22 protein-coding genes are annotated in these 26,977 nt (G+C 44.1%); 13 read left to right on the forward strand and 9 right to left on the reverse strand.

The features are described from left to right. Positions 1-8 precede the first annotated feature (8 nt). The 4 genes from IEX80_RS11025 (at position 9) to IEX80_RS11040 (ending at position 8,519) form a co-directional block, all read left to right on the forward strand. Positions 9-1,160: an acyltransferase family protein gene (locus IEX80_RS11025; RefSeq protein WP_188832913.1), complete on the forward strand. Its 1,152-nt coding sequence runs from the start codon at positions 9-11 to the stop codon at positions 1,158-1,160. 22 nt (positions 1,161-1,182) lie between these two features. Further along, the gene (locus tag IEX80_RS11030) at positions 1,183-3,453 is read left to right on the forward strand and encodes a beta-N-acetylhexosaminidase (protein ID WP_188832914.1); all 2,271 of its coding nucleotides are present in this window, start codon (positions 1,183-1,185) and stop codon (positions 3,451-3,453) included. A 575-nt stretch (positions 3,454-4,028) separates the two neighbouring features. Next, positions 4,029-6,332: a glycoside hydrolase family 3 N-terminal domain-containing protein gene (locus IEX80_RS11035; protein ID WP_188832915.1), complete on the forward strand. Its 2,304-nt coding sequence runs from the start codon at positions 4,029-4,031 to the stop codon at positions 6,330-6,332. A gap of 9 nt (positions 6,333-6,341) precedes the next feature. Then, positions 6,342-8,519 (forward strand): GH92 family glycosyl hydrolase, encoded by a 2,178-nt coding sequence (locus IEX80_RS11040; protein ID WP_188832916.1) that lies wholly within the window; start codon positions 6,342-6,344, stop codon positions 8,517-8,519. Positions 8,520-8,619: 100 nt separating this feature from the next. On the opposite strand, the gene IEX80_RS11045 is transcribed toward IEX80_RS11040, so the two are convergent. After that, complete coding sequence (locus tag IEX80_RS11045; protein ID WP_090531799.1) at positions 8,620-9,420, reverse strand: SDR family oxidoreductase; 801 nt, start codon at positions 9,418-9,420, stop codon at positions 8,620-8,622. A gap of 112 nt (positions 9,421-9,532) precedes the next feature. Between IEX80_RS11045 and IEX80_RS11050 the strand changes: the two genes are divergently transcribed. Then, the gene (locus IEX80_RS11050) at positions 9,533-10,051 is read left to right on the forward strand and encodes a lipocalin family protein (RefSeq protein WP_090531797.1); all 519 of its coding nucleotides are present in this window, start codon (positions 9,533-9,535) and stop codon (positions 10,049-10,051) included. Positions 10,052-10,160: 109 nt separating this feature from the next. Here IEX80_RS11050 and IEX80_RS11055 read toward each other — a convergent pair whose 3' ends face one another. Further along, complete coding sequence (locus IEX80_RS11055; protein ID WP_188832917.1) at positions 10,161-10,775, reverse strand: NanQ anomerase/TabA/YiaL family protein; 615 nt, start codon at positions 10,773-10,775, stop codon at positions 10,161-10,163. Positions 10,776-11,041: 266 nt separating this feature from the next. Between IEX80_RS11055 and kduI the strand changes: the two genes are divergently transcribed. The 3 genes from kduI (at position 11,042) to IEX80_RS11070 (ending at position 14,051) form a co-directional block, all read left to right on the forward strand. Next, positions 11,042-11,872, forward strand: a complete 831-nt coding sequence (gene kduI / locus IEX80_RS11060) for a 5-dehydro-4-deoxy-D-glucuronate isomerase (RefSeq protein ID WP_188832918.1) — start codon at positions 11,042-11,044, stop codon at positions 11,870-11,872. A 30-nt stretch (positions 11,873-11,902) separates the two neighbouring features. Continuing rightward, positions 11,903-12,718, forward strand: a complete 816-nt coding sequence (locus IEX80_RS11065; protein ID WP_188832919.1) for an SDR family oxidoreductase — start codon at positions 11,903-11,905, stop codon at positions 12,716-12,718. 553 nt (positions 12,719-13,271) lie between these two features. After that, entirely contained in the window at positions 13,272-14,051 is a 780-nt protein-coding gene (locus IEX80_RS11070; RefSeq protein WP_188832920.1) for a DUF4350 domain-containing protein, read from the forward strand. A 60-nt stretch (positions 14,052-14,111) separates the two neighbouring features. On the opposite strand, the gene IEX80_RS11075 is transcribed toward IEX80_RS11070, so the two are convergent. After that, a complete protein-coding gene (locus IEX80_RS11075; protein ID WP_188832921.1) occupies positions 14,112-15,047 on the reverse strand; it encodes a type VI secretion system baseplate subunit TssG in 936 nt (311 codons plus the stop codon). Between the two features lie 113 nt (positions 15,048-15,160). On the opposite strand from IEX80_RS11075, the gene IEX80_RS11080 reads away from it, so the two are divergent. Together IEX80_RS11080 and IEX80_RS11085 are read left to right on the forward strand one after the other, a co-directional pair. Then, positions 15,161-16,054: a TssN family type VI secretion system protein gene (locus tag IEX80_RS11080; protein ID WP_188832922.1), complete on the forward strand. Its 894-nt coding sequence runs from the start codon at positions 15,161-15,163 to the stop codon at positions 16,052-16,054. A gap of 21 nt (positions 16,055-16,075) precedes the next feature. Beyond that, a complete protein-coding gene (locus IEX80_RS11085) occupies positions 16,076-17,215 on the forward strand; it encodes a hypothetical protein (RefSeq protein ID WP_090531783.1) in 1,140 nt (379 codons plus the stop codon). Between the two features lie 85 nt (positions 17,216-17,300). On the opposite strand, the gene IEX80_RS11090 is transcribed toward IEX80_RS11085, so the two are convergent. The 4 genes from IEX80_RS11090 to IEX80_RS11105 all read right to left on the reverse strand — a co-directional run bounded on the left by IEX80_RS11090 (position 17,301) and on the right by IEX80_RS11105 (position 20,698). Then, positions 17,301-18,278 carry an ankyrin repeat domain-containing protein gene (locus IEX80_RS11090; RefSeq protein WP_188832923.1) on the reverse strand — a complete coding sequence of 326 codons (978 nt, stop codon included), beginning with the start codon at positions 18,276-18,278 and terminating at the stop codon, positions 17,301-17,303. Between the two features lie 20 nt (positions 18,279-18,298). Beyond that, entirely contained in the window at positions 18,299-19,735 is a 1,437-nt protein-coding gene (locus IEX80_RS11095) for an ankyrin repeat domain-containing protein (protein WP_188832924.1), read from the reverse strand. Between the two features lie 2 nt (positions 19,736-19,737). Beyond that, a complete protein-coding gene (locus IEX80_RS11100; protein ID WP_188832925.1) occupies positions 19,738-20,229 on the reverse strand; it encodes a hypothetical protein in 492 nt (163 codons plus the stop codon). 136 nt (positions 20,230-20,365) lie between these two features. After that, positions 20,366-20,698: a magnetosome magnetite crystal formation protein family gene (locus IEX80_RS11105; RefSeq protein WP_188832926.1), complete on the reverse strand. Its 333-nt coding sequence runs from the start codon at positions 20,696-20,698 to the stop codon at positions 20,366-20,368. A gap of 220 nt (positions 20,699-20,918) precedes the next feature. On the opposite strand from IEX80_RS11105, the gene IEX80_RS11110 reads away from it, so the two are divergent. Next, on the forward strand, positions 20,919-22,838 hold the full coding sequence (locus IEX80_RS11110) for a LuxR C-terminal-related transcriptional regulator (protein ID WP_188832927.1): 1,920 nt from the start codon (positions 20,919-20,921) through the stop codon (positions 22,836-22,838). A 104-nt stretch (positions 22,839-22,942) separates the two neighbouring features. On the opposite strand, the gene mnmE is transcribed toward IEX80_RS11110, so the two are convergent. Continuing rightward, positions 22,943-24,403: a tRNA uridine-5-carboxymethylaminomethyl(34) synthesis GTPase MnmE gene (gene mnmE, locus IEX80_RS11115; RefSeq protein ID WP_188832928.1), complete on the reverse strand. Its 1,461-nt coding sequence runs from the start codon at positions 24,401-24,403 to the stop codon at positions 22,943-22,945. Between the two features lie 203 nt (positions 24,404-24,606). On the opposite strand from mnmE, the gene IEX80_RS11120 reads away from it, so the two are divergent. Beyond that, on the forward strand, positions 24,607-25,665 hold the full coding sequence (locus IEX80_RS11120) for a nucleoid-associated protein (protein ID WP_188832929.1): 1,059 nt from the start codon (positions 24,607-24,609) through the stop codon (positions 25,663-25,665). 136 nt (positions 25,666-25,801) lie between these two features. Continuing rightward, positions 25,802-26,113, forward strand: coding sequence for a hypothetical protein (locus IEX80_RS11125; protein ID WP_176622904.1), 312 nt, complete (start codon positions 25,802-25,804; stop codon positions 26,111-26,113). 11 nt (positions 26,114-26,124) lie between these two features. On the opposite strand, the gene IEX80_RS11130 is transcribed toward IEX80_RS11125, so the two are convergent. Beyond that, entirely contained in the window at positions 26,125-26,901 is a 777-nt protein-coding gene (locus IEX80_RS11130; RefSeq protein ID WP_188832930.1) for a TIGR02757 family protein, read from the reverse strand. Between the last annotated feature and the right edge of the window lie 76 nt (positions 26,902-26,977).

Consider the following 26,977-nt stretch of genomic DNA (forward strand, 5'->3'; position numbering starts at 1 on the left):
TAGCAACTATGGTAATCAATCAGCAGGAAGCGCTTAAAAACACAGGCACAACAAAGACAAGCCGCCCAAGACTTTTGTCGCTTGATTTTTTCAGGGGATTTACCGTAGCTGCCATGATCCTGGTAAATGATCCCGGCGATTGGGGGCATATTTACTGGCCGCTTGAACACTCCAAATGGAACGGCTGTACCCCAACAGACCTGGTGTTTCCCTTCTTCCTGTTTATGGTAGGCGTATCTATCGTATATGCCATGGAAAGTAAAAAAGCGGATATAGCTAATCATAACAAATTGCTGTTATCCATCCTGCGCCGTACGCTGATTATCATAGCCCTTGGCGTTTGTTTACCACTGATCAACGATTTTCAATTCGCGCATTTGCGTTTTCCCGGTGTGTTGCAGCGCATCGGGCTTGTATTTGGCATAACTGCCTTGCTGTACGTTAAAACCGGTATCCGTACACAGGTAATCATTGCTGTAGGCTGTTTAATTGGTTATTATTTATTGATGACGCTGGTACCTGTACCGGGTTTTGGTACACCTAACCTTGAACCGGCAACCAATTTGGGCGCCTGGATTGACAGATCGGTATTTACCGAAAACCACCTCTGGGGCTCATCCAAAACCTGGGACCCGGAAGGTTTGCTTGGGACAATCCCATCTGTTGCTACCTGTTTGTTAGGTGTATTCACCGGTACCTGGCTCAAAATGGGCAAGCTTGCAACCAGTGCTGATCTGCTTAAAATAATGGGAGCCGGCATCGTATTGATCATACTGGCTTTGATCTGGGATCCATTCTTTCCCATCAACAAACAATTGTGGACAAGCTCATTCGTGTTGCTTACTGCCGGGCTGGCTATTAATATTCTTGCATTGTCATACTGGTTTATTGATATCAAAGGGAATAAAGCCCTGCTGCCGCCATTTTTAGCGTTCGGGCGTAATGCCATTGCTGCCTATGTTTTGGCCGATATTATCCCGGCTTTAATAGCTGCCATCCCGGTAGGTAAAACCAATTTATGGTCGTTCACTTATAATCAGTTATTTGTGCCATATCTCTCGCCCGAAAACGCTTCACTGGCCGGAGCTATCCTGACTGTGCTGATCATTTTTATCCCGGTTTGGATCCTCTACAAAAGGAATATTACCATTAAGGTATAATCTTTATTCATCATCTACCGAAATGAAGAAAACGCTATCTTTTAAACATATTTTACTATTCACCTCACTGCTTTTATTGGCAATAACGGTAAACGCACAGTTTAATATTATCCCGCAGCCGGTGAGTTTAAAAGCAGGGAAGGGCAGCTTTATTTTAAGTAACAATGCGGTGATCGGGGTTAATAAAGAGACAGAACCGATAGGCAAATACCTGCAGGATTACCTTAATCAAAACTACGGCCTGCAAACAACGGTAAAAGTTTTTGAAAAGATCCCTGCCAAAACAGCCATCAGGTTAAACAATGTTTGGTCTAATGCTGAGAGTGCCTACACCATGAATGTAAACCCTGCATCGGTAAGTATCAGCGGCAGTGGGGCTGGTGTTTTTTACGGGGTACAATCACTAATTCAATTGTTGCCGACAGATAAAGCAGCACCCCTAAAAGTAACTACCTGTACCATAGCCGATCAGCCACGTTTTGGCTGGCGTGGCCTAAGCCTTGATGTAAGCCGCCATTTTTTTACGGTTGACGAAGTAAAAAAATACATCGACGTAATGGCACATTACAAACTGAATGTGTTTCATTGGCACTTAACCGACGATGAAGGCTGGCGCATCCAGATTGATAAATATCCGCGCCTTACCGAAGTTGGCGCCAGGATCAGCTACTATGCCAAACGGGGCGAATTCCGTAAGCTGGACAACCTGATAGATGACGGTCGCGACGGGTTTTATACCAAGGATGAAATTAGGGATGTGATTAAATATGCGCAGGACAGATTTGTGACCATTCTGCCCGAAATTGAAATGCCGGGCCATAGCGAGGCTGCTATTTTTGCTTACCCGCGACTGGGCTGCCAGGATTCGACAGGGGCTAAACACCGCGTGCGGATGCTTGACCCGAGTGAATATACTTTCAAATTTATGGAAGATGTGCTGACAGAAGTGATAGCACTATTCCCGAACCAATACATTCATATCGGCGGCGATGAGGCTGAGATGGCCGACTGGCTTAAAAGCCCTACAGCAGTTGCCCTAATGAAACGTGAGCACCTGAAAAGCGAAAAAGAAGTGCAGAGTTATTTTATTAAACGGATAGAAAAGTTCCTGCTGTCGAAAAATAAGAAGTTGGTTGGTTGGGACGAGATTTTAGAGGGTGGCCTTGCCGAATCCGCAACAGTAATGAGCTGGCAGGGTGAAGCCGGGGGCATAGCTGCCGCCAGGATGCATCATCATGTAGTAATGACGCCGCTGCCATACATGTACTTTGATGCTCCGCAGGCTAACGAAGATTTGGAACCGATAGGCTGGAACCCGCCGGTTACCTGGCAAATGGTTTATAACTACGAGCCGCAGTCGAAAGAACTAACCAATGCCGAAGCCGGGTATATCTTAGGTGCCCAGGGCAATATCTGGAACGAAAAGGTGCCCAACGCACAGCACCTGCAATACATGGTTTACCCCCGTGCCCTCGCCGTGGCCGAACTCACCTGGAGCCCGAAAAATGAAAAAAACCTGGAGCGCTTCGGCTGGAAAATGAAAAACCAGTACGGCCTGTTTAAGTTGTGGGATTTCAACGCCCGCCTGCCTGATATTAACGGCGTAGACAACGTAATTACCAATAAAAGCCGGTTTAAACTAACGCTGAGCTACCCGCTGAAAGGAGCTAAAGTTCGGTACGCGTTAAACGGCAAAATGCCGGATAATAATAGCCCGGCTGTACCTTTCCCGGTAAACATTAATGTACCCTTAAAAGACAGTATCGGTTTAAGAACCTTCACCACCTGGACATTGAATGATCAGCACATTCGCCAAATGGCCAACATCAGGCGGGTGAATTTCAAGCCTGCACATGAAAAAGTTGCTAACCTCAAAACCGGTATGGCTTACGAGGTTTTTAAAACGAGGGAACGCGATATAGATAAGCTGGAAAATGAAAAGCCAACGGAAACCGGCCAAACAAGCCTGATTGTACCCGTTAAAATTGCAACCGAAGGTTTTATCAACTGGGTTAAAATTAAAGGTTTTATCAAAATAGACAAGGAAGCGGATTATGAATTAACTACCGGTTTTGAGGTTAGCCCGGCTTTGTTTTTGGATGAAGTACCGGTAATTAAACCCGGGCTGAATACTTATGTAGAACCGCAAAAAGCTTTATTACATTTGAAAAAAGGCATCTATGCTTTAAGCGGACATTACATGGCTGATAAAGCCAACGAAAATCAAACCCTGATAGAATTGAAGGTAGCCGGAGGGGAAAAGCTTTATCCTAAGTTTTATTTGATGCATTGAGGGGATAAAATCGGTTTCTATGCCGTTGTTGGTGACAACACCATAGGTGTACGGAAGATGCAGATCAGTTGAAATTGTTGGTGTAAAAAGCCATGTCATTGCTGTAAAGGTTATATAATTCGGTAACAGAATTATATAACCTTTACAATTGCGAGGAGGAACGACGAAGCAATCTCCTAGTTATACAGAGCGGACATGCATTGGCTACGAGATTGCCGCGCTACGCTCGCAATGACATGCTCTTTATCCTGGTAAATGTAACGTCCCATCAGGGTCTCTCGCAGAGGACCCTGATGTCTACGCCACGCCGGTTCGCTGTTCTGAATATCCTGGTAAATGTTTAGAACGCAAAGAACCTCAGGGTCCTCTGCGAGAGACCCTGAGGGAACATGATGAAAATATGCCGTTGTTGGTGTTGTCACCAACAACTCCTATGATTTTTATTTTCTGAAATGCCGCATGAAAAGTTGTTGGTGACAACACCAACAACGGCGAGGAGGACAAGCAACGATGCTTTGCATGTGGGAGACGCATGTGATGCGTCTCTACATTTGAAAATTAAATATCTGGATACTATGCAAAAGAAATTATGCCTACTGATCGCGTTTGCTTTTGTAATTAACATCGCAGCCGCGCAGGTTTATAAAGACCCCAAGGCACCTGTGCCTGTACGCGTGAAAGACTTGCTAAGCCGTATGACGCTGGAAGAAAAGGTGGGCCAGATGAGCATGAACTCGTTAAAAGGCTCGATGCAAAACCCAATTGCTTATGGCGTTTGCGAAAGCCCTTTTACCAATATCAATGATGTAGCATCACGCTCAATCGCTGCAAAAAAATATGCTAAAGAAAAAACAAGACTTGGTATCCCGCCTATACAAATAGGCGAGTGCCTGCATGGGCAACTGGCAGCAGGCGCTACCATCTTTCCACAGGCTATAGCGCAGGGCAGCACCTGGAACCCGGCGCTGATTGAAAAAATGGGTTCGGTAATCGCTTATGAAGCGTCCTCGTCAGGAGTTGACCAGGCGCTTTCGCCTTTGTTCGATCTCATCCGCGACCCGCGTTATGGCCGTAATGAGGAATGTTATGCCGAAGATCCATATCTCGTAAGCAGGATGGGTACATCGTTTGTAATTGGGATGCAGGGTGATCCTTCGCAAACAATAAACGGTATTGGTAAAAACAAAGTGATGTGTACAGCCAAGCATTTCGCGGCCTACAGTATCCCCGTGGCAGGTATCAATTTAGCCCCGGCATCAGTAGGGGAAAGGGAGCTACGGTCGATGTTTTTGCCGCCTTTTAAAGATGCCGTGCAAAATGCAAATATTTACGCTGTGATGCCGGCTTACAACGAAATTGACGGCGTGCCTGCACATGCTAACCATTTCCTGCTGCAAACCATATTGCGGGAGGAGTGGGGTTTTAAAGGCTATGTTTTTTCGGACTATGAAGGTTTAAAACATTTATACACTTTTCATCATATTGCCAAGGACGCCGAAGGCGCTGCTCCAATTGGCCTGAACGCCGGGGTTGACCTGGAAGCGCCGAGCCCCGACGTATATAATAAACTGATTGGCCTGGTGAAAAGCGGAAAAGTAAAAGAAGCGTTGGTTGATAGCGCTGTTGCCCGTATCCTTACTATAAAATTTAAAGCAGGTTTGTTTGAAAAGGCATTGCCCGATACATCAGCGCTAAAAAAACGGGTACACACGCCTGATCATATCGCCCTGTCGCAGCAGATAGCCGAGGAATCGATCATCCTGCTTAAAAACGATAAACGGCTTTTACCGCTCAATATGAACAGCCTGAAATCGTTGGCGGTTATCGGCCCCAATGCCAACCAGGTTCAGTATGGCGATTACAGTTCAACCCGCGACAGCCGTTCGGGTACAACGGTGTTCAATGGCATTAAGCAATTGGTGGGCAATAAAGTTAAGATTAACTATGCCAAAGGCTGTGCCCTGTCGGGCCCGGACAAAAGCGGCTTTGCTGAAGCCATCACAGCAGCAAAAAACAGCGATGCCGTCATAGTAGTATTGGGCACCACCAGTGTGGTATTCTCCGGTGTTGGCTGGAACGGGCATGCACCCGAAAGCGAGCCTAAAGACCCATTCACCTGCGGCGAAGGCTATGATGTAACCAACATCGATCCCGATGGTGTACAACGTGAACTGTTGCAGGCTGTTTATAAAACAGGTAAACCTGTAGTTTTGGTACTGGTACACGGCCGACCGCAAAGCATCAGCTGGGAAAAAGAGAATATCCCGGCTATTGTGGAGGCCTGGTATCCCGGCGAAAGGGGAGGCAATGCCATTGCCAACATCCTGTTCGGCAAGGTAAACCCATCAGGCAGGCTTACGGTATCTATCCCGCAGTCAACCGGGCATATCCCGGTTTTTTATAATCATGTGGCATCCAACAAAGGTTTTTATCACAATCCGGGTTCAACCGAAAAACCGGGACAAGACTATGTTTTTTCATCGCCGGATGCGCTGTTCCCCTTTGGTTATGGATTGAGCTATACTTCATTTAAATACAGTAATCTGCAGGTATCGGCAGCTTCGTTCGGAAAAAATGAGACTATAACGGTTTCGGTAGATGTAACCAACAGCGGCAGCATGGCCGGTAAGGAAGTGGTACAAATGTACCTGGGCAATAAGTTAAATTCGGTAACTACGCCTGTAATGGCCCTCAAGGGTTTTGACAAGATCAGTCTTAAACCCGGCGAAACCAAAACGGTAAAGTTTACGGTAAAGCCCGAAGATATCGCTATCTGGAATAATCAAATGAAACAGGTAACCGAACCCGGTACATTTGATGTGATGATAGCACGCTCGGCCGAAGATGTTGTGTTAAAAAAGACAATTGAATATAAATAGTAAAAGGTCATGAAAAAGCTGATTGCCGTTTTATTAGTGTTGACTTTGGCTGTTGAGGTTAATGCGCAATCGTATAATAAATACGTAAACACCTTCATTGGCACTTCCGCAACAGGGCATACCTTTCCGGGCGCTACGGTGCCTTTTGGTATGGTTCAGCTTAGTCCTGAGACCGGGAATTTTGGTTGGAACTACTGCTCGGGATATCGTTATGAAGATAACGTGATCACCGGTTTCGCGCATACCCATTTAAGCGGTACAGGTGGTGTTGATTTAGGAGATGTGCTGTTTTTTCCCTTTCAGGGCGATCAACCTCAAAAGTTTCAAAGCAAATTTTCTCATCAGGAAGAAAAAGCATCTCCCGGTTATTATGAAGTGATTTTGGGCGATAACAATATTAAGGCTCAACTAACTGCTTCTGCCCATACTGGTTTGCACCGGTATACTTTTACAAAAGCCGGTAAAGCACATTTGCTTGTTGATATGCAAAGCGGACTGGTTGATAGCCCGGAGCAATTGGCTGAGCATGTTTCTGACGGGGAGATCACTATCAATAGCAAAATAACTATCAGTGGTTATGCCTTCACCAGCCAATGGGTAGATAAAAAAGTATATTTCACGGCTGTTTTTAACCGCCCGTTTACCGGACAGCATTTTATTGATGGCGATAATAAACGCCGCTTAATATTGGATTTCGATCTGAAACCCGGTGAAACTATTGAAGCTAAAGTTGGGGTATCGGGCGTAAGTATTGCCGGTGCGCGTAAAAACCTGCTGGCCGAAACACAGCACAAAACATTTGAACAGGTAAAAACGGAAGCAGCCCGTACATGGGAAAATAATCTTGGTAAACTTAAAGGCGAAGGCAGCAAAAAAGAGAAAATAGCATTTTATACCAGCCTGTACCACGCCTTGATCCAGCCTAACAACATTGCGGATGTCGACGGTCAATATCGCGGAGCCGACAGCCTGGTGCACCGATCCGCTGATAAAGTTTTCTATTCTACGCTTTCATTATGGGATACTTACAGGGCCGCCCATCCACTGTATACTATTATTTGTCCTGAAAAAGACGGGCAAATGGTAGAGAGCATGTTACAACACAACGGCGTGGCAGGTATGCTGCCAATCTGGACGCTGTGGGGTAAGGAAAGCTACGCCATGATCGGTAACCATGCCGTACCGGTAATTGTAGATGCCGCGCTGAAAGGGATTAAAGGTTTTGATCGGCAAAAGGCATTTGCTGCCATTAAAAACACGCTCACACATAATAAAAATCCAAAATACGATTGGAGCCTATATCTGCGTTATGGCTACCTGCCATCAGATACTGTAAAACGCGAAGCTGTTTCCCGTACACTGGAGGCCGCTTACGACGATTGGTGCGCCGCTCAATTAGCCAAGGCGCTGAACAAACAAAGTGACTACAATTATTTCATCAAACGATCTCTGTTTTATAATAGCCTGTTTGATAAAAGCACGCGTTTGATGCGTGGCCGAAAATCAAACGGCGAATGGATACAGCCTTTTGCCAATTTAGATAGTGGCCAACTGGCCATTGGTGGTGACTATACCGAAGGCAATGCCTGGCAATATACCTGGCAGGTTCAGCATGATATTCCGGGTTTGATTAAACTCATGGGCGGCAAAAAAGCATTTTCGGGCAAGCTGGATTCATTGTTTACTATGGATTCAAAAGTGTTTGGAAAAGGCTCAACGCTTGATGTTACCGGGTTAATAGGCCAGTATGCACATGGCAACGAACCTAACCATCATGTGGCTTATTTGTACACGCTTGCCGGGAACCCTGCCAAAACCCAGGAACTGGTAAGGCAAATTGCCGACCAGTTTTATATAAACAAACCCGATGGCCTCTCTGGCAATGATGACTGCGGACAAATGTCGGCCTGGTATATCTTTACTGCTATGGGTTTTTATCCCGTTAATCCGGCAGATGGCCGTTATGTTTTTGGTGCGCCGCTATTAGATAGGGTTAGCATTGCTTTACCTGGCGGCAAAAGTTTTGTGATAGAAGCAAAGGGGCTATCCGAAGAGAATAAATATGTGCAAAACATCAGCTTAAATGGTAAACCTTACCCCAAAGAATATATTACACATAAGGATATTATGAAAGGGGGGAAGCTGGTATTTGTGATGGGTGATAAGGCGAAAGCGCCGGTGTTTTAAGGCTTTTGAGTTCAAGCGTCCACGCTTACCATTTGTTAGATGTGAGCGTGGACGCTCACGCTTTGAGATGGTTCAAGCGTAGACGCTTAAACCTGCGTCATTAAATCAAGACCTGGTATTGATAAGCTAATACCGGTCCAACGTTTATACTCTCCGCAACTTTCCATTCCTTCAACTCCCTGATAAACTCCGGTTTTTCAAAGCCTGAATCAAGAGCAGCCTGTGTGTAAAAATCAGCCTTAGCAGGGTGCTTAGGGGAGCAGCCGTTAAACAGATAGCCGAAAGCCTGCTTAGCCAATATTGTCTTACTGATGCCGATGCAATCATCAAGATGGATGAGGTTTACTGGCGCGTCACCATTAGGAATCTCCTTTTTACCCGCGAAAAACCTGCCGGGATCGCGTCCGGGGCCAATCAATCCTGCAAAACGGATGATGGTTGTTTTAAAGCTATCTTCAGCACGGAAAAGGTTCTCAGCTTCAAATAATATCCTGCCGGCTTCCGTATTGGGCTGTGGATCGGTTTGTTCATTCACGTGCCTGTTGTTATCGGCATAAACCCCGGTGGAACTGACGAAAATCACTTGCTGTATAGCAAACCTTTTTATGGCATGGATAATGCCTTTAACCTTCTGTGAAAAAATATCACCCTCACCGCTGCGGCTTTTGGGCGGAATGGCTATCCACAAAACATCGCAATCAAAAAAATCGGCATCATATATTTCCTCACCCGGCGAAAAGTTAACTACATAGGGCCGGATGCCCAATGCAGCCAGGTTATCCATTTTTGCGGTAGAAGTGGTTGAGCCTTTTACCTGCATGCCATCGGCAATTAACGCTTTAGCCAATGCGCTGCCGTACCAGCCGCAGCCTAAAATACTGATCTTTGTTTTACCGGGCATGTTATAAAAATAATGCTTTGGCGCAAAGGTAATTAAATAATGATATGGCGTTTGGCTGTCGTTAATATGCTTTTGTTTTAAACTTTTTGGGCATAACAGGCGTTATTGGTTTATGAAGAAAGAGATCATTGCAACCTCTGTAGCATTAGGTTTAACTGCTTTAGCTTTACAGGCAACCCGCTGCAAACCGCTTGAAACTGTTCCTTATGTCGATTTGAAAAAATATGTTGGTTCCTGGTTTGAAATTGCCGCTTTCCCGCAATGGTTTGAGTCGGGTTGCACTTTTACTTCGGCAGCCTATGGTTTAGCAAAAGATGGTAGTATCATTGTTAAAAACCGTTGTATAAAAGATAATAAGATAAAAATTGCTGAGGGCAGTGCTGTTGTTGCTGATAAAACAAGTAACGCAAAGTTGGAAGTACAATTTCAGTGGCCATTTAAAGGTAAATACTGGATCATTGCTTTGGCTGATGATTACAGCTATGCCATGGTAGGGCACCCGAATAGAAATTACTTATGGATCCTGAGCCGCCGTTCAACACTTGATGAACGGATCTATAATCAGTTGGTAGTACAGGCTGCCAATCAGGGATTTGATGTGCGAAAGCTGGTGAAAACGGTGCAGGTGTAGGTGAAAAAAATGTCATTGCGAGCGTAGCGCGGCAATCGCACGGAAGCAGGGCCGCTCTGTATAGCATGCGATTGCTTCGTCGTTCCTCCTCGCAATGACATGAAAAAATTTACTTCACCACTTTTATCTTAATAACCAATTTCTTCACCTTATCATAACCATCAACCTTGATATTAGGGCGGTGGCCATCACTGGGGAAAAACAGGAAAAATTCGTTGGGAGTGGCGGTGTAGTATTTACCCTCGCCGCTGTAGTTGGCACCGTCTTTAGCCGGGTCATAGGGTTTAGTAACGGTAAGGCTTTCAATAGGGGCGACACCGATCTTTTCCTTGCCTTTGATCACATATTGCAGGTCGATATAGTTTTGGTGCGATTCCCAGGCCGATTGTTCAAACTCTTTGGAAGGGCCTTCAGTAACGGATGCATAAACATTATCGCCATCTATAGGATATTTGCCGGGAGCTATCTGATCAAGATTGCGTTCGCGCAGAAATTCAAAAGCCTTATCCCATACCGCTTTATTGGCGGCATATTGTTTCGCAAATTCGAGGTTATTGGTTGATGAGTTTAATTTAAGCTTTAACCCATTAGCCCAAATGCGGCTTTTTACCCATGTTTTTGCGCTTTTAGCTGTAAGCTCCTGCTGCTGGGCATTAGCAATGCCTGCAATAAGTAAAAAGACGGTTAGTAGCGCGATGTTTTTATAGGCTGCTAATTGTTTCATAGTTTATTAGTTTACCGGTTATTGAATTGGCGTTGCCCTGGTTCGGCAGCTCATTATGTACCAATAATACAAGCTTAATTAATTAAAATGATATATGATCTGTTAAATATTTACTTTAACGTTATAGTTTAGCTTTTAAATGGTTTAGTAATCGTGTTATCACTATAACGTTGGAGTGAAAATAAGGCTTAAATGGCTTTTGAAATCGTTTATAAGATTGTAGAATTGTATTTATTAACAAAAGATTTTCTAAAACAACATTTGCTTTGAAAACAATACACAGCGTCCACCCAACGGATTTTAAAAGCTACGATACCACTACCATACGCGAAAGATTTTTGATAGATAAACAGGTTCAGCCCGATCAGATCAATTGCACCTACACCCATTACGACAGGATGATTGTAGGTATGGCCAACCCGGTAAGTAAAACACTTGAGCTGCCAAATTACCCGAACCTGCGCGCCGGATATTTTTTAGAGCGCCGCGAGATTGGGATCATTAACGTAGCCGGTGCCGGTGTAGTAAGAGCCGACGGACAAGCCTTTGAAATGAATAAGCTTGATTGCCTGTACATTGGTAAAGGAACCAAAAACGTGACTTTTGAAACTGCCGATCCATCAGTGCCGGCTGTATTTTACCTGCTGTCATCACCGGCACACGCGGTATACCCAACAACCCTGCTTACCCACGCCGATGCAGTTAAGGTTGAGTTGGGTTCGGTAGCAACGGCAAACAAACGCACTATCAATAAATATATCCACCTGGAAGGTGTACGGAGCTGCCAGCTGGTAATGGGCCTTACCATATTACATGAAGGCAGTGTTTGGAATACCATGCCGGCCCACGTGCACGACAGGCGTATGGAGGCATATTTTTATTTCGACGTACCGGCAGGCCAAAAGATTTTTCATTACATGGGCGAAGGACAGGAAACAAGGCATATCACCATGGATAATTATGATGCTGTGGTATCGCCGCCGTGGAGCATCCACTCGGGCAGCGGTACGGCAAATTACAGCTTTATTTGGGGTATGGCAGGCGAAAACCTCGATTACACCGATATGGACGCCATAGCTATAACAGATCTGAAATAATTATACATCAACCTTAAAAATATAGTTTAAGTGGAGAATCAATTTTCATTAGCCGGAAAAGTAATTGTAGTAACCGGCGGAACAGGCATATTAGGCAAAGCATTTATAGATGGTATTGTTGAGGCGGGGGGCGCGGTAGGCATTCTTGGCCGTAATGCCCAGGTAGCAGAAGAACGCGCAAACGCGATAAATGCAGCCGGGGGCAAAGCCATAGCACTGGTAGCCGATGTAATGAACGAGGCCGAACTGGTAGCCGCCAAAGATAAATTGCTGGCAGCTTTTGGCAGGATAGATGGCCTGGTGAACGGTGCGGGCGGCAACATGCCCGAGGGGGTTTTGCAGCCCGACGAGGATATTTTTAAAATGAACATCGATGGCATGAAAAAAGTAATGGAGCTGAACCTTTGGGGTACATTGATCCCTACACAGGTTTTCGGCGAAGCCATTGCCAAAACAGGTAGAGGCAGCATTGTTAATATATCGTCAATGAATTCAAAACGCGCCATAACCAAAGTGTTAGGATACAATATGGGTAAGGCCGCTGTTGATTGCTATAACCAATGGTTTGCGGTTGAGCTGGCTAACCGTTATGGTGATGCAATAAGGATGAACGCATTGGCACCGGGTTTTTTCCTTACAGAACAAAACCGTTACCTGCTCACCAAACCCGAAGGCGGTTATACCCAAAGAGGCGAACTGGTGATCAAACAAACGCCGTTTAAACGCTTTGGCCATGCCGATGAACTTAAAGGAGCACTGGTATGGTTGCTGAGCGATGCCTCGGTATTTGTAACCGGTTCGATGATCTGCGTTGATGGCGGGTTCTCGATTTTTGGAGGAGTTTAGGGGAATAATATAACTAAGGTCATCCCGAATTTATTTCGGATCCCATTGTTAAGGTCAGCTTCATACATGACAGTTACTTGGCGGGTGGGGTGCTGAAACAAGTTACCCATGACAACGAAAAAAATGGGTGTCATACTGAGCCCGTCGAAGTATGGCGGGCAGGCCTCTGCGCACGAGTCTTCGACGGGCTCAGTATGACAGGTGCTCTTTGTCATCTAACCTTCAAAGGCCCCGGATTTAAATCACTCAGCATGACCGCCGAGATATATGGCTGTAAAATTGGGCACAAACAAAGTGTTCAATTTTCTAAAAAACAAGGTGTTCAATTTTTGATCTTGTAAAATATTAACTTGTTGATTATCAATGGACATGTGTTCATTTTTGCTAAAAAGGTAATTGTCGATAAAGTTAACTTATTGATTATCAGTGTTTTTTTTTGAAAACAAGCGAAAGTGTTTACACCTAAAAAAATTGAACACCTGGAAAATAGATTAAAAAGTTAAAATGTATGGTGATAACACCTACCACAGGCTAACCAAATAATAAACCTACTATGAAACTAAGATTATCGCTCATCACGCTATTTATCCTTGCCGGCTTTGCCGCAAGCGGCCAAACTGTAACACTCGATTATTATTTTAACCACGAGGTGCACAAGGGCGTAAACGGGCAACCGGAACGCTTTCATTATCTGTGGGATGAAACGGACAACAACGGTTTCAAGATTTTTGGCGAGGCTTTTACACGCCGCGGCGCTAAGCTGGATACCCTTGGCACAGCGCCTACATTGGAAAACCTGACAGGTTCATCTGTTTATATCATTGTTGACCCTGATACTAAAAAGGAGAGCCCGAACCCAAACTATATCCAGGAAGATGATATTGAGCAAATTGCTGCCTGGGTAAAAAAAGGTGGTGTGCTGCTGCTGATGGCTAACGACAGCGTTAATGTGGAGCTGCCTCATTTCAATAACCTTGCTGCAAAATTCGGGATGCATTTCAATAACGATCTGCAAAACCATGTAATTGATGATGCTCATTTTGAGGATGGTGCTGTGTATGTAAAAAACAATCCGGTATTGAAAACAGCTACTAAGGTTTTTATTAAAGATGCCTGTTCGATAGGTTTAACGGGGACTGCTGTACCTGTGCTTAAAAACAAAGATGGTGCTACGATCATAGCATCTGCCAAATACGGTAAGGGGACAGTAATAGCTGTTGGCGATCCGTGGCTTTATAATGAATATGTGAACGGCAGGTTGCCTGCCGGGTATGAGAATGACAAGGCAGTGAATGATGTCGCCCACTGGCTGTTGAAGCAGGCGAAGAGGTAATTATATATGAAAGTCATTTCAAACACACTCCGGGGTGTAAAAATGAGATTCGTATCATCATCACCCCAAATAAGTAGTATAACCAAGCGTAGCATTGGCCCCTGCTCCGCCGATAACCAATTTTTGCGAGGCAGGATCGGCAAGAAGGTTCAATTGCACTTCGGTGCCTAAAGGTATAAAGTAGGATAATAATACATCAATAGCTTTTGCAGCAGATGTGCCGGGCAAAAACTCCAGCATCCGGGTGGCGCTCACCGGGCCTATGTTCATGATTAATTTTCGCTCGGCCTCAATAACCTGACCGGCAATAAAGTTTACGCCTAAAGTACCGGCGCCAAGGGCTGTTCCGCCATTTATAATGGTATTGTTTTTTTGCTTCGGGTATACCGTTTTGTAATGCAATGATAAAGGTACATTGAACATCATATTAATGATACTGCTTACAAAATTTATATTATTGCGCTGCTCATGTATTACAGGTAAAACATGTATTAAAATAAGCATCTGCTTTTTTGTAAAACACTCAAACTCCTGCCATTCCGTTAAAAATATATTGATCAGCTCATCGTATTCATTTTTTTTGTCGAGCCGGTTTTCATAAAGTTCGACCAGTGTTCTGAAATAGTTAAGCTCGGCCTCAAATGGGGCAAAAAAGCGGCGGGTTTGTTTTTCTTCTTCGCGGCGGGCTTTAATATCTTTGATCATGTCCTCCTCGGTGATCATCACACTCGAAGCAGGCGGCCGGTGAAACAATCCCTCGGGCAGCATATCATAAAAGCCATCGCGGTTAACCCAAATGGTGGTTACTTGTTTTTTATCTTCACTTTTTTTATCAACGGTTATGCCTGCTATCTCCTTATCATAGGCACGCTTTTTAGGGCCTTTGGGCAGTATCATTACATCACCGGTACTAACCATTTCATTTTCAATAATTTCGGCCGCTATAGCTGCCGCTTTAAAGTCGGTATCAATTTGATTAGGCTTTTTTATTCTCATTTGTGATTTAAATAATTGATGCTATCCAAAACAATAACCAATATTATCGGTAATTGATTATACTAAATTGAAATTTATATAAGATAGCTGCCCGGCCTACATATTTAATACTCATGAACCTTAAATCGTTTTTTATAAGTTATCTGATAGCTCCTGTCCTGTTCTTCATTGCCGCGCTGATCATGTCGGTGGTGAACAAGAAAAACAAATACCTAAGCAACAGGCGCCTTATCATCACTTTACTTTTAACGGCTGTTATATTGGGAGTTCCGGGTTTTTTGGGCTTTTTAGGTATGCAGTTTATGCCGTGGGGGTACTTATTTTGCCAACTGATATATTTAGGTATGGGTGTATTTTACACCTGGCTTGCAGGCAAATACCATGAAGATCAGTTTCTTGATAAAAAATGGTTTTTCCTCGTGGCTTCTTTAATATCATGCTTGCTGGGGATGTTTCTTTTCAAGCTGGCATTTAATTGGCTTAATGATATGCAATATGGCCTGTGGGCCTCAACCAGTATCCTAATATTTTTATTACCGCCGGTTTTTTGGTGGGGGTACATCGCCTTTTTAAGTATTCCGCTCGAAATTTACAAGGTTTGGCAATATCCCCGTACGCCTGAAGAGATCAGCATGGAACACCTGGATTTTGACAGGCTGATGGTGCTCGAGCTCGAGCTGTATAAAAGCACCGATGATCCTGAACCGCTTAAAGTAAAGGCCAAAGCACCGCCAAATATGAACTTTGGCCAGTGGTTTCAAAAGTTTATTGATGATTATAATCTTAAATTTCCAAAATCAACGGTGCAGTATAAGCTTAATAATAATGAAAGCTATAAGTGGATCTTTTATATTAAGCCGTCGTTTTTTAAGCAACGCCACTTTATCGACCCGGACCTTAATATTACAGAAAACCGGATAACCGAATCGGTAACCATATTTGCCAAACGTGTATCGGAAGTGGTAAGTGAACCCGCCCGTACCGGTGATCAGGCCATTTACCTGTAAACTTGATTAAAACAAAAAAACATGATCAGCCCACTAAAACATAAACCTGTGAACTGGATAGATGGAATGAAAATTTCCAGCGCACATTTTGTTAATACTGATAATTTTATTCATGATATAGTACGCGATGCCAATTCGCTGCCGCTCAACAATAATAATTTCGGGCTGCTTCCACCCGCACAAGGGCAAAGCTCATCGCTGGATATCCAGATCACCGAACGGGCATCAGGCCAGGTGCAGGTAACTTTAAACCAGTGTAACGCCATTACTGCCGAAGGTTTCAGGATTGATATTACCCGTGCCGAACAACCGTTAACATTTAGCCATTATTTTGGCCAGGAAACTATCAATGAAGCATCAGAAACCTATTATGTGCTGCTTACCGTAAACCCCTTTGAACGTGTACCCTCAGGCACACCCGACCCGGAAGAACAGCCCATCCGCTATCCTGATATCAGCAAACATTACAGTATCACTGTTTTGCCGGCGTCACAACTGAACAGCATCGGGGCGCATTTTATGGAGGTTGGTAAATTTGTACGAAGCGGAAGCTCCTTTCAGGCCAATGTAACCTATATCCCGCCATGTACCGCGCTGATAAGCCATGCCGGCCTCATGACCTATTATGAAAACTTTGGGGCACAGATCAACAACCTTCAGCTGCTTTCGTTCCGTATTATTGACAAGATCACCTCGAAAGATTCGGTATCTACCATCGGTAAAAATGTGAAGCTGCTGTGCGATAAAATGCTTGATTATATCGCGAGGATCTATTTTTCATACCGAAACCTGATCTATCTTCAGCCGCCTATCCAACTGGTTTCCTGCTTTTCAGAAATGGCACATCTGTTTTTCAGTACCGTTAAAAGCATGCCGGGAGCAGAAAGGGAAGAATTGCTTAAATATTTTTATGAATGGAAGGATGTAACACCCGGTAACTTTGAAGAGCTTTTAGCCCGTTTAATCGAAATAGTTTATAATCATCATGAGATAAACTCGTCAATGACAGCGATTGATGAATTTATGCGGGTAATTGTTGCCCTGTGGAATAAGCTTAGTACATTAGAATACATAGGCCAACGCAAAGAGAACATTGTAGTTGCCGAGCAGCAAGCCATACAAACCATTCAAACTAAACGTACCTGGACATTGCTTGATTAAGTATGGTTAAAAGGTTTCAATAAAATAAATGCCTGCCGTTTCCATATATTGCGGCAGGCACTCTTCATAAACCAGTATTGTTTTATTACCGGCTTTCGGCACCCGCCATTAACAGTTGTTCCAGTATTTCGGTATAACCGCGCTCACTGGCAAAATCCATAGCGTGCCGGCCGTTATTATCTACAGCGTTTACATCAGCGTTGTTTTCTATTAAAAAAGCTGTAAAATCATTAAATCCGCACTGTGCTGCCAGGATAAGCGGAGTTTCGCTAAAGCTGTTGCGCGAGTTGATCTCGGCCCCTGCCTCAAGCAACATTTTGCCAAGATGATAGTTGCCCATACCCGCCGCGTAGTGCAGTGCCGAATTACCATTCTGTACATGCAGGTTAACATCGGCGCCATTTTTAATCAACAGTCCGGCTACGTGTATATTGGAGTTATTAACTGCAAATATCAGCGGACTAACGCCGTCGTTATTTAATCCGTTTACATCCCATATGCCCGACTTGAGCAAGGCGCTTATCGTTTCGCTATGGTTATTATAAACCGCCTGGTGAAGCGGCGTGTTGCCGTTGTCATCTCTTTGCGCGGTTTCACCGGCCGACAATTTTGCAACCAGGTCGCGCATACCGTTGGCAGTAGCGTGATCGAGCAAACTGTAACCGGCATTGTCTTTAACGGCGATATCGGCGCCTAATGAGATCAGGTAAAGCGAGGTTTCTGTTTTACCCGCAAGTACAGCATAAAAAAGAGGTGTTTGCCCGTGGTTATTACCGGCATTCACATCGGCACCGGCATCAGTTAATAATTTAATCAGGTCTTTACTGCCGCTGCGCGATGCACAATGCAGGGGTGTTTCGCTTAGGTTATTGCCCAGGTTAACATCGGCGCCGGCATCTATAAGCATTTTGGCAATATCCCTTGCACTTTTTAAGCATACATAATATAAGGGTGTATTGCCCAGGCTATCGCGTTTGTCAACATTAATCCCTCCCTTTTTCAGGAATGTTTGCACTATCCCTTTTTGTGCGTTTTTACACGCGTTTAAAAACATATTATCCATAGATATCTATTTATTACAGGCTATGCAAGCATCAGTTTAACAACAGCTTCGTTATTATGCTGAACTGCTACATCAACCGCTGTTTGACCGGCATTATTTACATTTTCAATCGTCGATCTGTCTTTATCCAACAACAACGAAACTATCTTTTTGCCCGACATTTTATCACCATTTGCAGCAGCGTACATCAATGCGGTGTTACCGGTTTTATCGGCGTAGGTGGTATCGGCATTATTGTCAAGCAGCAGTTCGGCAATATTGTATTTAATTTCATTTCCTTTTTGTGCAAAATTCATCAGCGGTGTTTTGCCCCAAACGTTAGGTTTATTAATATCGCAGCCAGCTTCAACCAATTCTTCTGCCAGTACAATATTTAAATCGGCCAGGTAACCGGCCTGGCATACTATGTTTAAAGCAGTATCACCATCGTTATTTACCGCTGCGTCAAGATCAAGTCCGTGCCTGATCAATATGCGCAGCATTTTCACAATATCTTTCAGGTCGCGGCTCATGCCCCTTCCAAAATTACTCACGGCCTTTGTAAGCAGTATAAAAACAGCGGTATCACCATTACCTGTCCTGAAATTCACATCTCCGCCACCTTCGGCCAGTAAACGGACCATTGGCTCTGAGGGATACTCGCAGGCCAGCATTAAAGGTGTGCGTTTGTACTGATCAGAAAAATCATCCAGGTCTGCACCGGCTTTGATAAGTGCTTCCACGGCTGTGAAGTCACGGTTCAATACAGCTTCATGAATGCTCATCCCTCCGGTAGCTATGTCGGTTTCATCGCCCGATAGCAGTGCAGCTATTTCCTTTACCCCGCTGCGTTGCGCGTAAGTAAGGGGCGTTGTATCAAATATGTCTTTATCTTCTGTATCAATGCCGCTGTTTTCTATCAATATCTTTACAGTTTTTGTTGCTGCATCTATGGCTCCGGGTATGGTTTTGCGATGGACGAGTTTATCACAGATAACATGTAAAAGATTTTTCCCCTCCGATTCCGTTGCATCCATCTTTACGCCGGCATTGCCCATAGCCTCGATAAAAGGGTACATATATAACTGGCCGGCCTCAAAATAGGCTAACTTGCCCGAATCGTTCTTCTTTTTAGGGTTGATACCGAGTTCCAGCAGCGCAGTGGCGGTATCAAATATTTTCTTCGCCTTATCCTCAGGTGAAGTACCCTGCAAATCAAACCTGGTGCCAGTGAGTGCGTGCAAAGCCGTGTTGCCGTATTTGTCGGCCGCGGGTTTCAAACCCGCACCAGCTAAAAACCGGATGGCTTCCGGATCGGTAAAACGGGCTGCAAGGTGGAACAGGTTTTCTTCCTGCTCATTTACAATATTAATATCGGTTAAATCCTTATACATGCCCATCACATCAATGGCATTGGGCGCCGGATTAAACATGTTACGATGATAGGCATCCCTGATCTGGTTAAATTCGTTTGTCATATTTAAATTCTTTCTTTAGCTATCTGCAGCGCATCGGCAATGTTTTTATAATTTTTGTGCGCAATGGGGGTAGCAATCTCAATAACCTTTTGATATACTTCAAGCTGCAGCCAGCAATCTGTTTTAATCCGCGTGATATTATCCTTCGCCAACTCAGTAAACAAGGCAATATATTTTGACGTAAGAGGCAGTTTGTATTCATCTGCAAGATTTTGCTTTTCCCTGATGGCTTTGTAAAAATTATCGCTGTTAAGGCTCATCCCGCCCTGATCAATCGGCATTAACATCCGGGCCTTATCAAGGCATACCAGTGTTTCACGATAGCTGCCAAGCCAGTAAAAACATAAAGCCAGGTTAAACATACCTGCCGGCCGCTGGGGCGTTTCCGTTTTTAAAAGCAGGTATGCTTCGGCGTAACGGCCCTGGTAAATCAGGTTAATAATTAAAAGCTCTTCAGCACCCTCCGGAGGCACCTGTGATGATTGTAGCAGCATAAAGCCTGTTGAATTGATTTAAACCCGGAAAGCCGACATTTGTTGGCGGTCCGGGTTCGTTAATTAAAATATAGTGACAGGTAAAAGGTAAAAATGACTTTCCGGACATCGCCGTTTGCTTGCCTTTGTATGAGAATTATTTGGAGAAATCAAATTTGCCTTCAAACAATTTACCCACCACCGGCAAGGGTTTAATAGCTTCATTATTGGCGGTTATAATACCCAGCAGCAGCAATACAAACGTAAGGGCACTGATAACCAGCGATACAACCGAAAGGGCCGGTATAATAGCTGCTAATACCGCGAGAGCAACTCCCAGGATGACTGATAAAATAATGAGGCCGAGCGACTGCCCAAGGTGATAATTAACCAAAGGACTTTTATCAACGCGCTTTTTATATTCAAGATAAGATATGATCCAACCAATAATAGTGATGTAAGCCACAATGGACATGCTTTTGTTTGTCATAACTTTTTGTTTTTTAAGGTTAAACGATAAATGATGTGACCCAAAATTAGCTGCCCATATACCCTCACTCAAAAAAAAGGGCGACTACAAGCCGTCTACAATCTTGATTGACAGCGTCTACAAATCATCTACAACAATTACTTAAACTTCTGTGTTATAATGCTGATAATTAATTATCAGCTTAATACCCAAAGCAAGAAATAATACCTTTTATATGCCTTTGAAGAATAAAGTCGCCGCAATAACCTCCTTTTTTTTAGTATCATACACAACCATAGCCCAGGCCCAATCACTCGTAACTGATTCTTTACAGCAAGTTTTAAAAACTGCCGGTAACCACGAAAAACCGGTTGTAATGGCCGAACTTGCCCGGGCCACCGTTGAAAAAAACATTGATGCATCCATAGCAAACGCAGGCAAGGCCCTAACCATGGCAAAAGAGAACGCCGATGCCGGTGCAGCCGCTTTTTGTTATGCTACCATGGGGTATTTGCTAATGCAGAAAAACCAGCAACACAGGGCTTCCCTTTTTATCGACAGCGCGGTGCAGATTGCCGTAAAATCAAAAAATAACGTGCTGGTTTCTTTTGCCTGGCTGCGCAAAGGCTGGCTGGAACTGGTAAAAGGAAATAATGAAAAGGCCATGTCAGGTTTGCTGAAAGCCGAACAACTAATACAATACGCCGACGGTCGGCGCGCATTTAGCTATAAGACGCTCATCAACCATTACATCGCCAGTATTTACGCTTATGGCAGCGATACCCTTAAACAGCGCAAATACGCGTACGATTGCCTTTCGGCGGCTAAGCAAAGCTTATATTCGGATGATTTATTGTTAGGTTACATGACGCTGGGCCACAGTTTTTTCTCCGCATTTGAAAAGAATAGGTCCAGGCGTGCGCTGCTTGATTCGTCAATGGTATATTACCGGATTGCGTTAGCCACCTACCGGCATAATGCAGAAAAAATACTTTTGCAAAGTAACGCTTCGGCAACGGCCCTTAATATTGCAAACAGTTATTTCAAATACTATCCTTCCGCTTATAAAGACAGCGCTTATAGCTATGTTAACATGGCACTTGATATTGCCAGGCGCACCAACGGTAAGGAAATTATTGCTAATTGCTACGGCATATTAAGCGAATATGCGCTCCGCGATGGGTCGCCCAAAAAGGCAGAACAATACCTGCTCACCGGCATCTCCGAATTAAAGGATTCTGCCCCGGGCGTCGCTATCACACGGTCGCGGTTAATGTTAGGACTTGCAAACGTAGCCGAAAAAAGCGGCGACAAGGCCAAAGCGCTCGATTATTACAAAAAATATATCGACTACTACAGCAAGGTATTTGACAGCCAGAAACTGGCTACCGTTCAGCAACTGGAAGAGGAATATCAATCTGTACTTAAAGAAAATGAGATTGTCCGCCTGCGCGAACGCGCCGATTTTAATAAGCAACTCAACTGGCTTTATGTAGCTATCGGGTCGGCAAGTATTATTTTACTCGCGCTGTTGTTAAGCTCTTACCATTACAAACTAAAAGCATCGCAGCAGCAAAAACAGCTTACCGAGCAGGAGAAAGAAGAAATAAAGCTTTTGGCACAATTACAACAAGCCGAAGCCCAGCGCTTAATGCTCGAGAAACAGGAAGCCGAACTGCAGATTTCCCTGCGCGAAAAAGAACATGCCCATGCAAAAGCCCAACAGGAGTTGTTACAGGATCGTACTGAATGGCTGGAAAAAGAGTTACTGGCCGGTTCATTGAAGATTGAAGAGAAGAACGCTATACTCGAGTTGTTAAAAGAAAAATCGCGCAAAGCCGATTCACCGGCTATGGCCAGGCAGATGGGCCGTATCATTAACCAAAACCTGCGGATGGATAAAAGTATTGATGAGCAACAGGTCATAAGTCAAAGTCGCCCCGGTTTTTTCAAAGCCCTGCAGCAGCAAGCCGAAAACTGCCTTACCCGCCTCGACCTAAAATATTGCTCATATATTTTAATGGGGCTCGATACCAAGGAAATAGCTAACCGCCTTGGCGTTGAGCCAAAAAGTATCCGCATGGCCAGGTACAGGCTTAAACAAAAACTTAAATTAGCTAAGGACGACGATCTTGACCAATTTATTGGCAGGGTTGGTTAATGTAAGGTAGAAGTGCAGGTGAACGCCTTCAATATTAGCAAAAAGGAATAATACCTTATTTATGAATTAATGTTTAAGTGTAAGCATTTGTCAACTTGCGTAATTTACTTGCCGATACAAAACTTACTAAATATATTCTCCAGCAAATCATCTGTAGTAACAACACCGGTGATCTCACCGAGGTAGTGGAGTGCCTGTTTAATATCCATCGACAAAAAATCGGAAGTTATACTGCCATCAATACCGCCCAATACCCTTACAAGCGCCTCTTCAGTTTTTTGTAAGGCTTCGAGGTGGCGGATATTGGTAACGAGCGTTTCATCGCCACTGAGCTGGTCTTTTACGGCAGACGAGTAGATCTTGTGTTTCAGTTCGTCAATATGATGTTTTTCTTTGGCGGAGATAAAAATAATGTCCGGAAGTCCCAAAGCCTGTAGGAGGGAGGTAGCAGAAGTGGATAGATCCTGTTCATCAAAATCGTGATTAGCAAATAAATCCGCAAAGTTTTTTTCGGGCTTACCGACTTTCTGACTGTCGGACTTATTCAGCAGATCTGCTTTATTGGCTACCACTAACATGGTAACCCCGGGTTTTTGCAGGCTGGCGATATCACTATTCAGTTCTTCAATAGTAATTTTAGCGGCGTCAAAAACGTAAACCAACAGGGCCGACTGGCTGATCTTTTCCATGGTGCGCTGTACGCCTATCTGTTCAATGGCATCGGTAGCTTCCCGGATCCCGGCAGTATCAATCAGCCTGAAATTAATGCCCTGGATGTTCAGCACTTCTTCAATCGTGTCTCTTGTGGTACCGGGGATGTGGCTCACTATGGCACGCTCTTCATTAAGCAGAGCATTCAGCAGGGTTGATTTGCCCGCATTTGGCTTGCCTGCTATTACCGTGTTTACACCATTTTTAATGGCGTTACCCAACTCAAATGAATTAATTAACCGGCCAACAATTTTGGTAATCTCGTGGATCAACTGTTTCAGCTGATCACGGTTGGCAAACTCTACATCTTCCTCAGCAAAATCGAGTTCCAGTTCAATGAGCGAAGCAAAGTTTACCAGTTGCTCGCGCAGGGCCTGTAATTGAGTGCTGAAACCTCCGCGAAGTTGTTGCAGGGCCACCTGCTGCGATGCTTTAGAGTTGGAGGCGATCAGATCGGCAACAGCCTCGGCCTGGCTCAGGTCGAGCTGACCATTCAGGAATGCCCTTAGCGTAAATTCGCCGGGTTTGGCCGACCGTGTACCTTTTTTGATGAACAGCTTAATGATACTTTCAATAATATAACCCGAAGCATGACATGAGATCTCAACCACGTTTTCGCGGGTGTATGACCGCGGGCCAACAAACAACGATACCAGCACCTCGTCCAAAATCAAATCGCCATCGGCAATGCTGCCGAAATGGATAGTATGCGATGCCTGTTTGCTCAGGTCTTTACCTTTAAATACACTGTTGGCTATGTTTATGGCATCAGGGCCCGAAAGGCGAATCACAGCAATGGCGCCCACGCCGTTTGGTGTGGCAAGGGCAACTATGGTATCGGTATTATCTGTCATTTTTTAGTTGATGGTTAATGGTTCATAGATCATAGCCTAAGCCCGCCTAATTTACCAAAGTGCAAAGGTCGTTATTTCGTGGTGATTTTTCTCACCTACTCCTTCTAATCCATCTCCATATGACTTGAACATGAAAAACGCGGGCACACCATGAACTATGATCCATGAACCATTAACTAAAATCTTTACCTTCGCAGGCAATTATGGTAACTTTTTTTGAAGCTTCGCTCGAAACTATTTCGGTACATCACGTTGGTAATCAGTCGCAGGAAGAGATGTATGCACTTTCCGAACAGCCATTGGAATTAAAGGATGAGATTATTCCCAACCTGCTTATGCAATATTTTCTGAAACCTTTTGAAAAGGCTAACGAGGTTTATCACCTGATGCACAGCAGTGGCGACCTGGAACTGAACGAACTCCATCACTTTACCACACAGGTATTTGATGACAGCACTAAATTCCACGAAGCATCTGAGAAAATAGCGAAACATTTGTACAAGGTTACCAATCACCCTAATATTAAAAGCGGTGAACTTTATGTGGTTTACTTTAATAAAGTACAAATTGAAGGCAACCCACTGGATGCCATCGGGATCTTCAAGTCGGAAAACAAGGAAACTTACCTTAAAGTTTATCCCGACAAGGGTGGTTTCCAGGTTGACTATGAGCAGGACGCTATCAACATTAATAAACTGGATAAGGGTGTACTCATCTTCAATATCGAAAAAGAGAACGGCTACAAGGTAGTGGTTGTTGATAAAACCAACGGCGGGCAGGAAGCTGCCCGTTTCTGGAAGGATGATTTTTTGCAGTTGAAGATCCGCAATGACAGTTTCAACCAAACCAACAATACGTTAGGCATCTACAAAAACTTCATCACCGAAAAAATCGATGAAGAATTTGAGATGAGCAAAGCTGACAAGATAGACCTGCTGAACCGCTCCATGAAGTATTTTAAGGAGAAGGAAACCTTTGATATGGAGGAGTTTTCGAATGAAGTGATCGGCAACGAACAGGCCATTGAATCATTCAAAACTTTCAAAAACCAGTACGAGCAGGAATTTGACAGCCCTATTGCCGATAATTTTATTATATCAGAAAATGCGGTAAAAAAACAGGCCCGTGTTTACAAAAGCGTTTTAAAACTTGATAAAAACTTCCATATTTATATTCATGGCGATAAAGAACTGATTGAGAAAGGTTTTGACGATGGGAGGGCGATGAATTATTATAAGGTTTATTTTAAGGAGGAGGCGTAGAAGATTAAGCTTTAAAATTTAATAAACCTGATACACTGCAACATCGCATCTTCAATCAGATGTTTAGTAAACCTTTCCATTTGTGAAAAGTCATACTGGTACAACACAGTATTACTAACCAAATCACAACACACAAATGAAAAGGTCATTCATAATCATCTCATTGTTATTCGTCATTACAAGCTGCAGCGTATTACAAAATGGGGGCGTTCCGCAATATGCACTTGGCATGAGCGAAAAAGATTTTACAGCCTCTCAACGGTTTAACCTCTCGCTGGTCGAAGCCACACCAGGCCATTCTATTTACAAGCGTACTGTTGAAGCCGATGCCCAAAGGGTAATTGCAAACATGTATTACTATTTTGATGATGGTAAATTAGTGCGTATGCGCCGGGTAGAAGAACCCAAACCCATAGTTGTAGTTGAGCAAAAACCAGCCACTTTATAACCGATAAATGATCAAAACTGCACTCCCCAACGCTCTTCAATCCCCAAACCAAACAAGGCAAAATCATATTTAACCGGATCGTTAGGATCGAACTCACGGAGTCTTTCGGTTAATTCAAGGGCCGTTTGCCAGTCGGTTTGTTTACGGGTGATGAGGTTGAGTTTGCGGGAAACTCTGTCAACATGTAAATCAAGCGGGCAGATCAGGTCGGAAGGTTTGATGCGGTTCCAGATGCCAAAATCAACGCCGTTATCGTCCTTCCGCACCATCCAGCGTAAAAACATATTTAGCCGTTTGCAGGTTGATTTTTGCGATGGTGATGACACATGTTTTTTAGTACGATGCGGAAAATCGGGCAAAGAAAAGAAATATGATCGAAAGCCCCCCAACCCCCTAAAGGGGGAGTAATCGCCATCTTCGGGAATAAACGCGTCTTCGAGGGACTCAAAGCGCTCATAATGCTGCCTGAAGAAAGCGATAAAATATAAAGTATCCACATCATTAAAAGTGCGGTGCTTGAACTTTAATAGCTTTTTCAGATCAGGCTCTTCATGATTGATGATGAAATCATAAGGCGCGCCATCCATCAACGTAATAAGTTCTTTGCATTTTTTGATAATGGTAACCCGTTGTCCCCAGGCCAGTGTGGCAGCCCAGAAACCCATGATCTCGATATCTTGCTTTTGGCTAAACATGTGCGGGATAGTCACCGGATCATTCTCAATAAATTCGGGGCGGTTATATTGGGCAACTTTCGCGTCGAGGAAGGCTTTGAGATTTTCCGTCATGGGTATTTACAAAAACGTCATTGCGAGGTACGAAGCAATCCCAAACTATACAGAGCGGCTCTGCCTGTCGGGGATT

This window comes from Mucilaginibacter rubeus, from assembly GCF_014643835.1.
Taxonomy (GTDB): domain Bacteria; phylum Bacteroidota; class Bacteroidia; order Sphingobacteriales; family Sphingobacteriaceae; genus Mucilaginibacter; species Mucilaginibacter rubeus.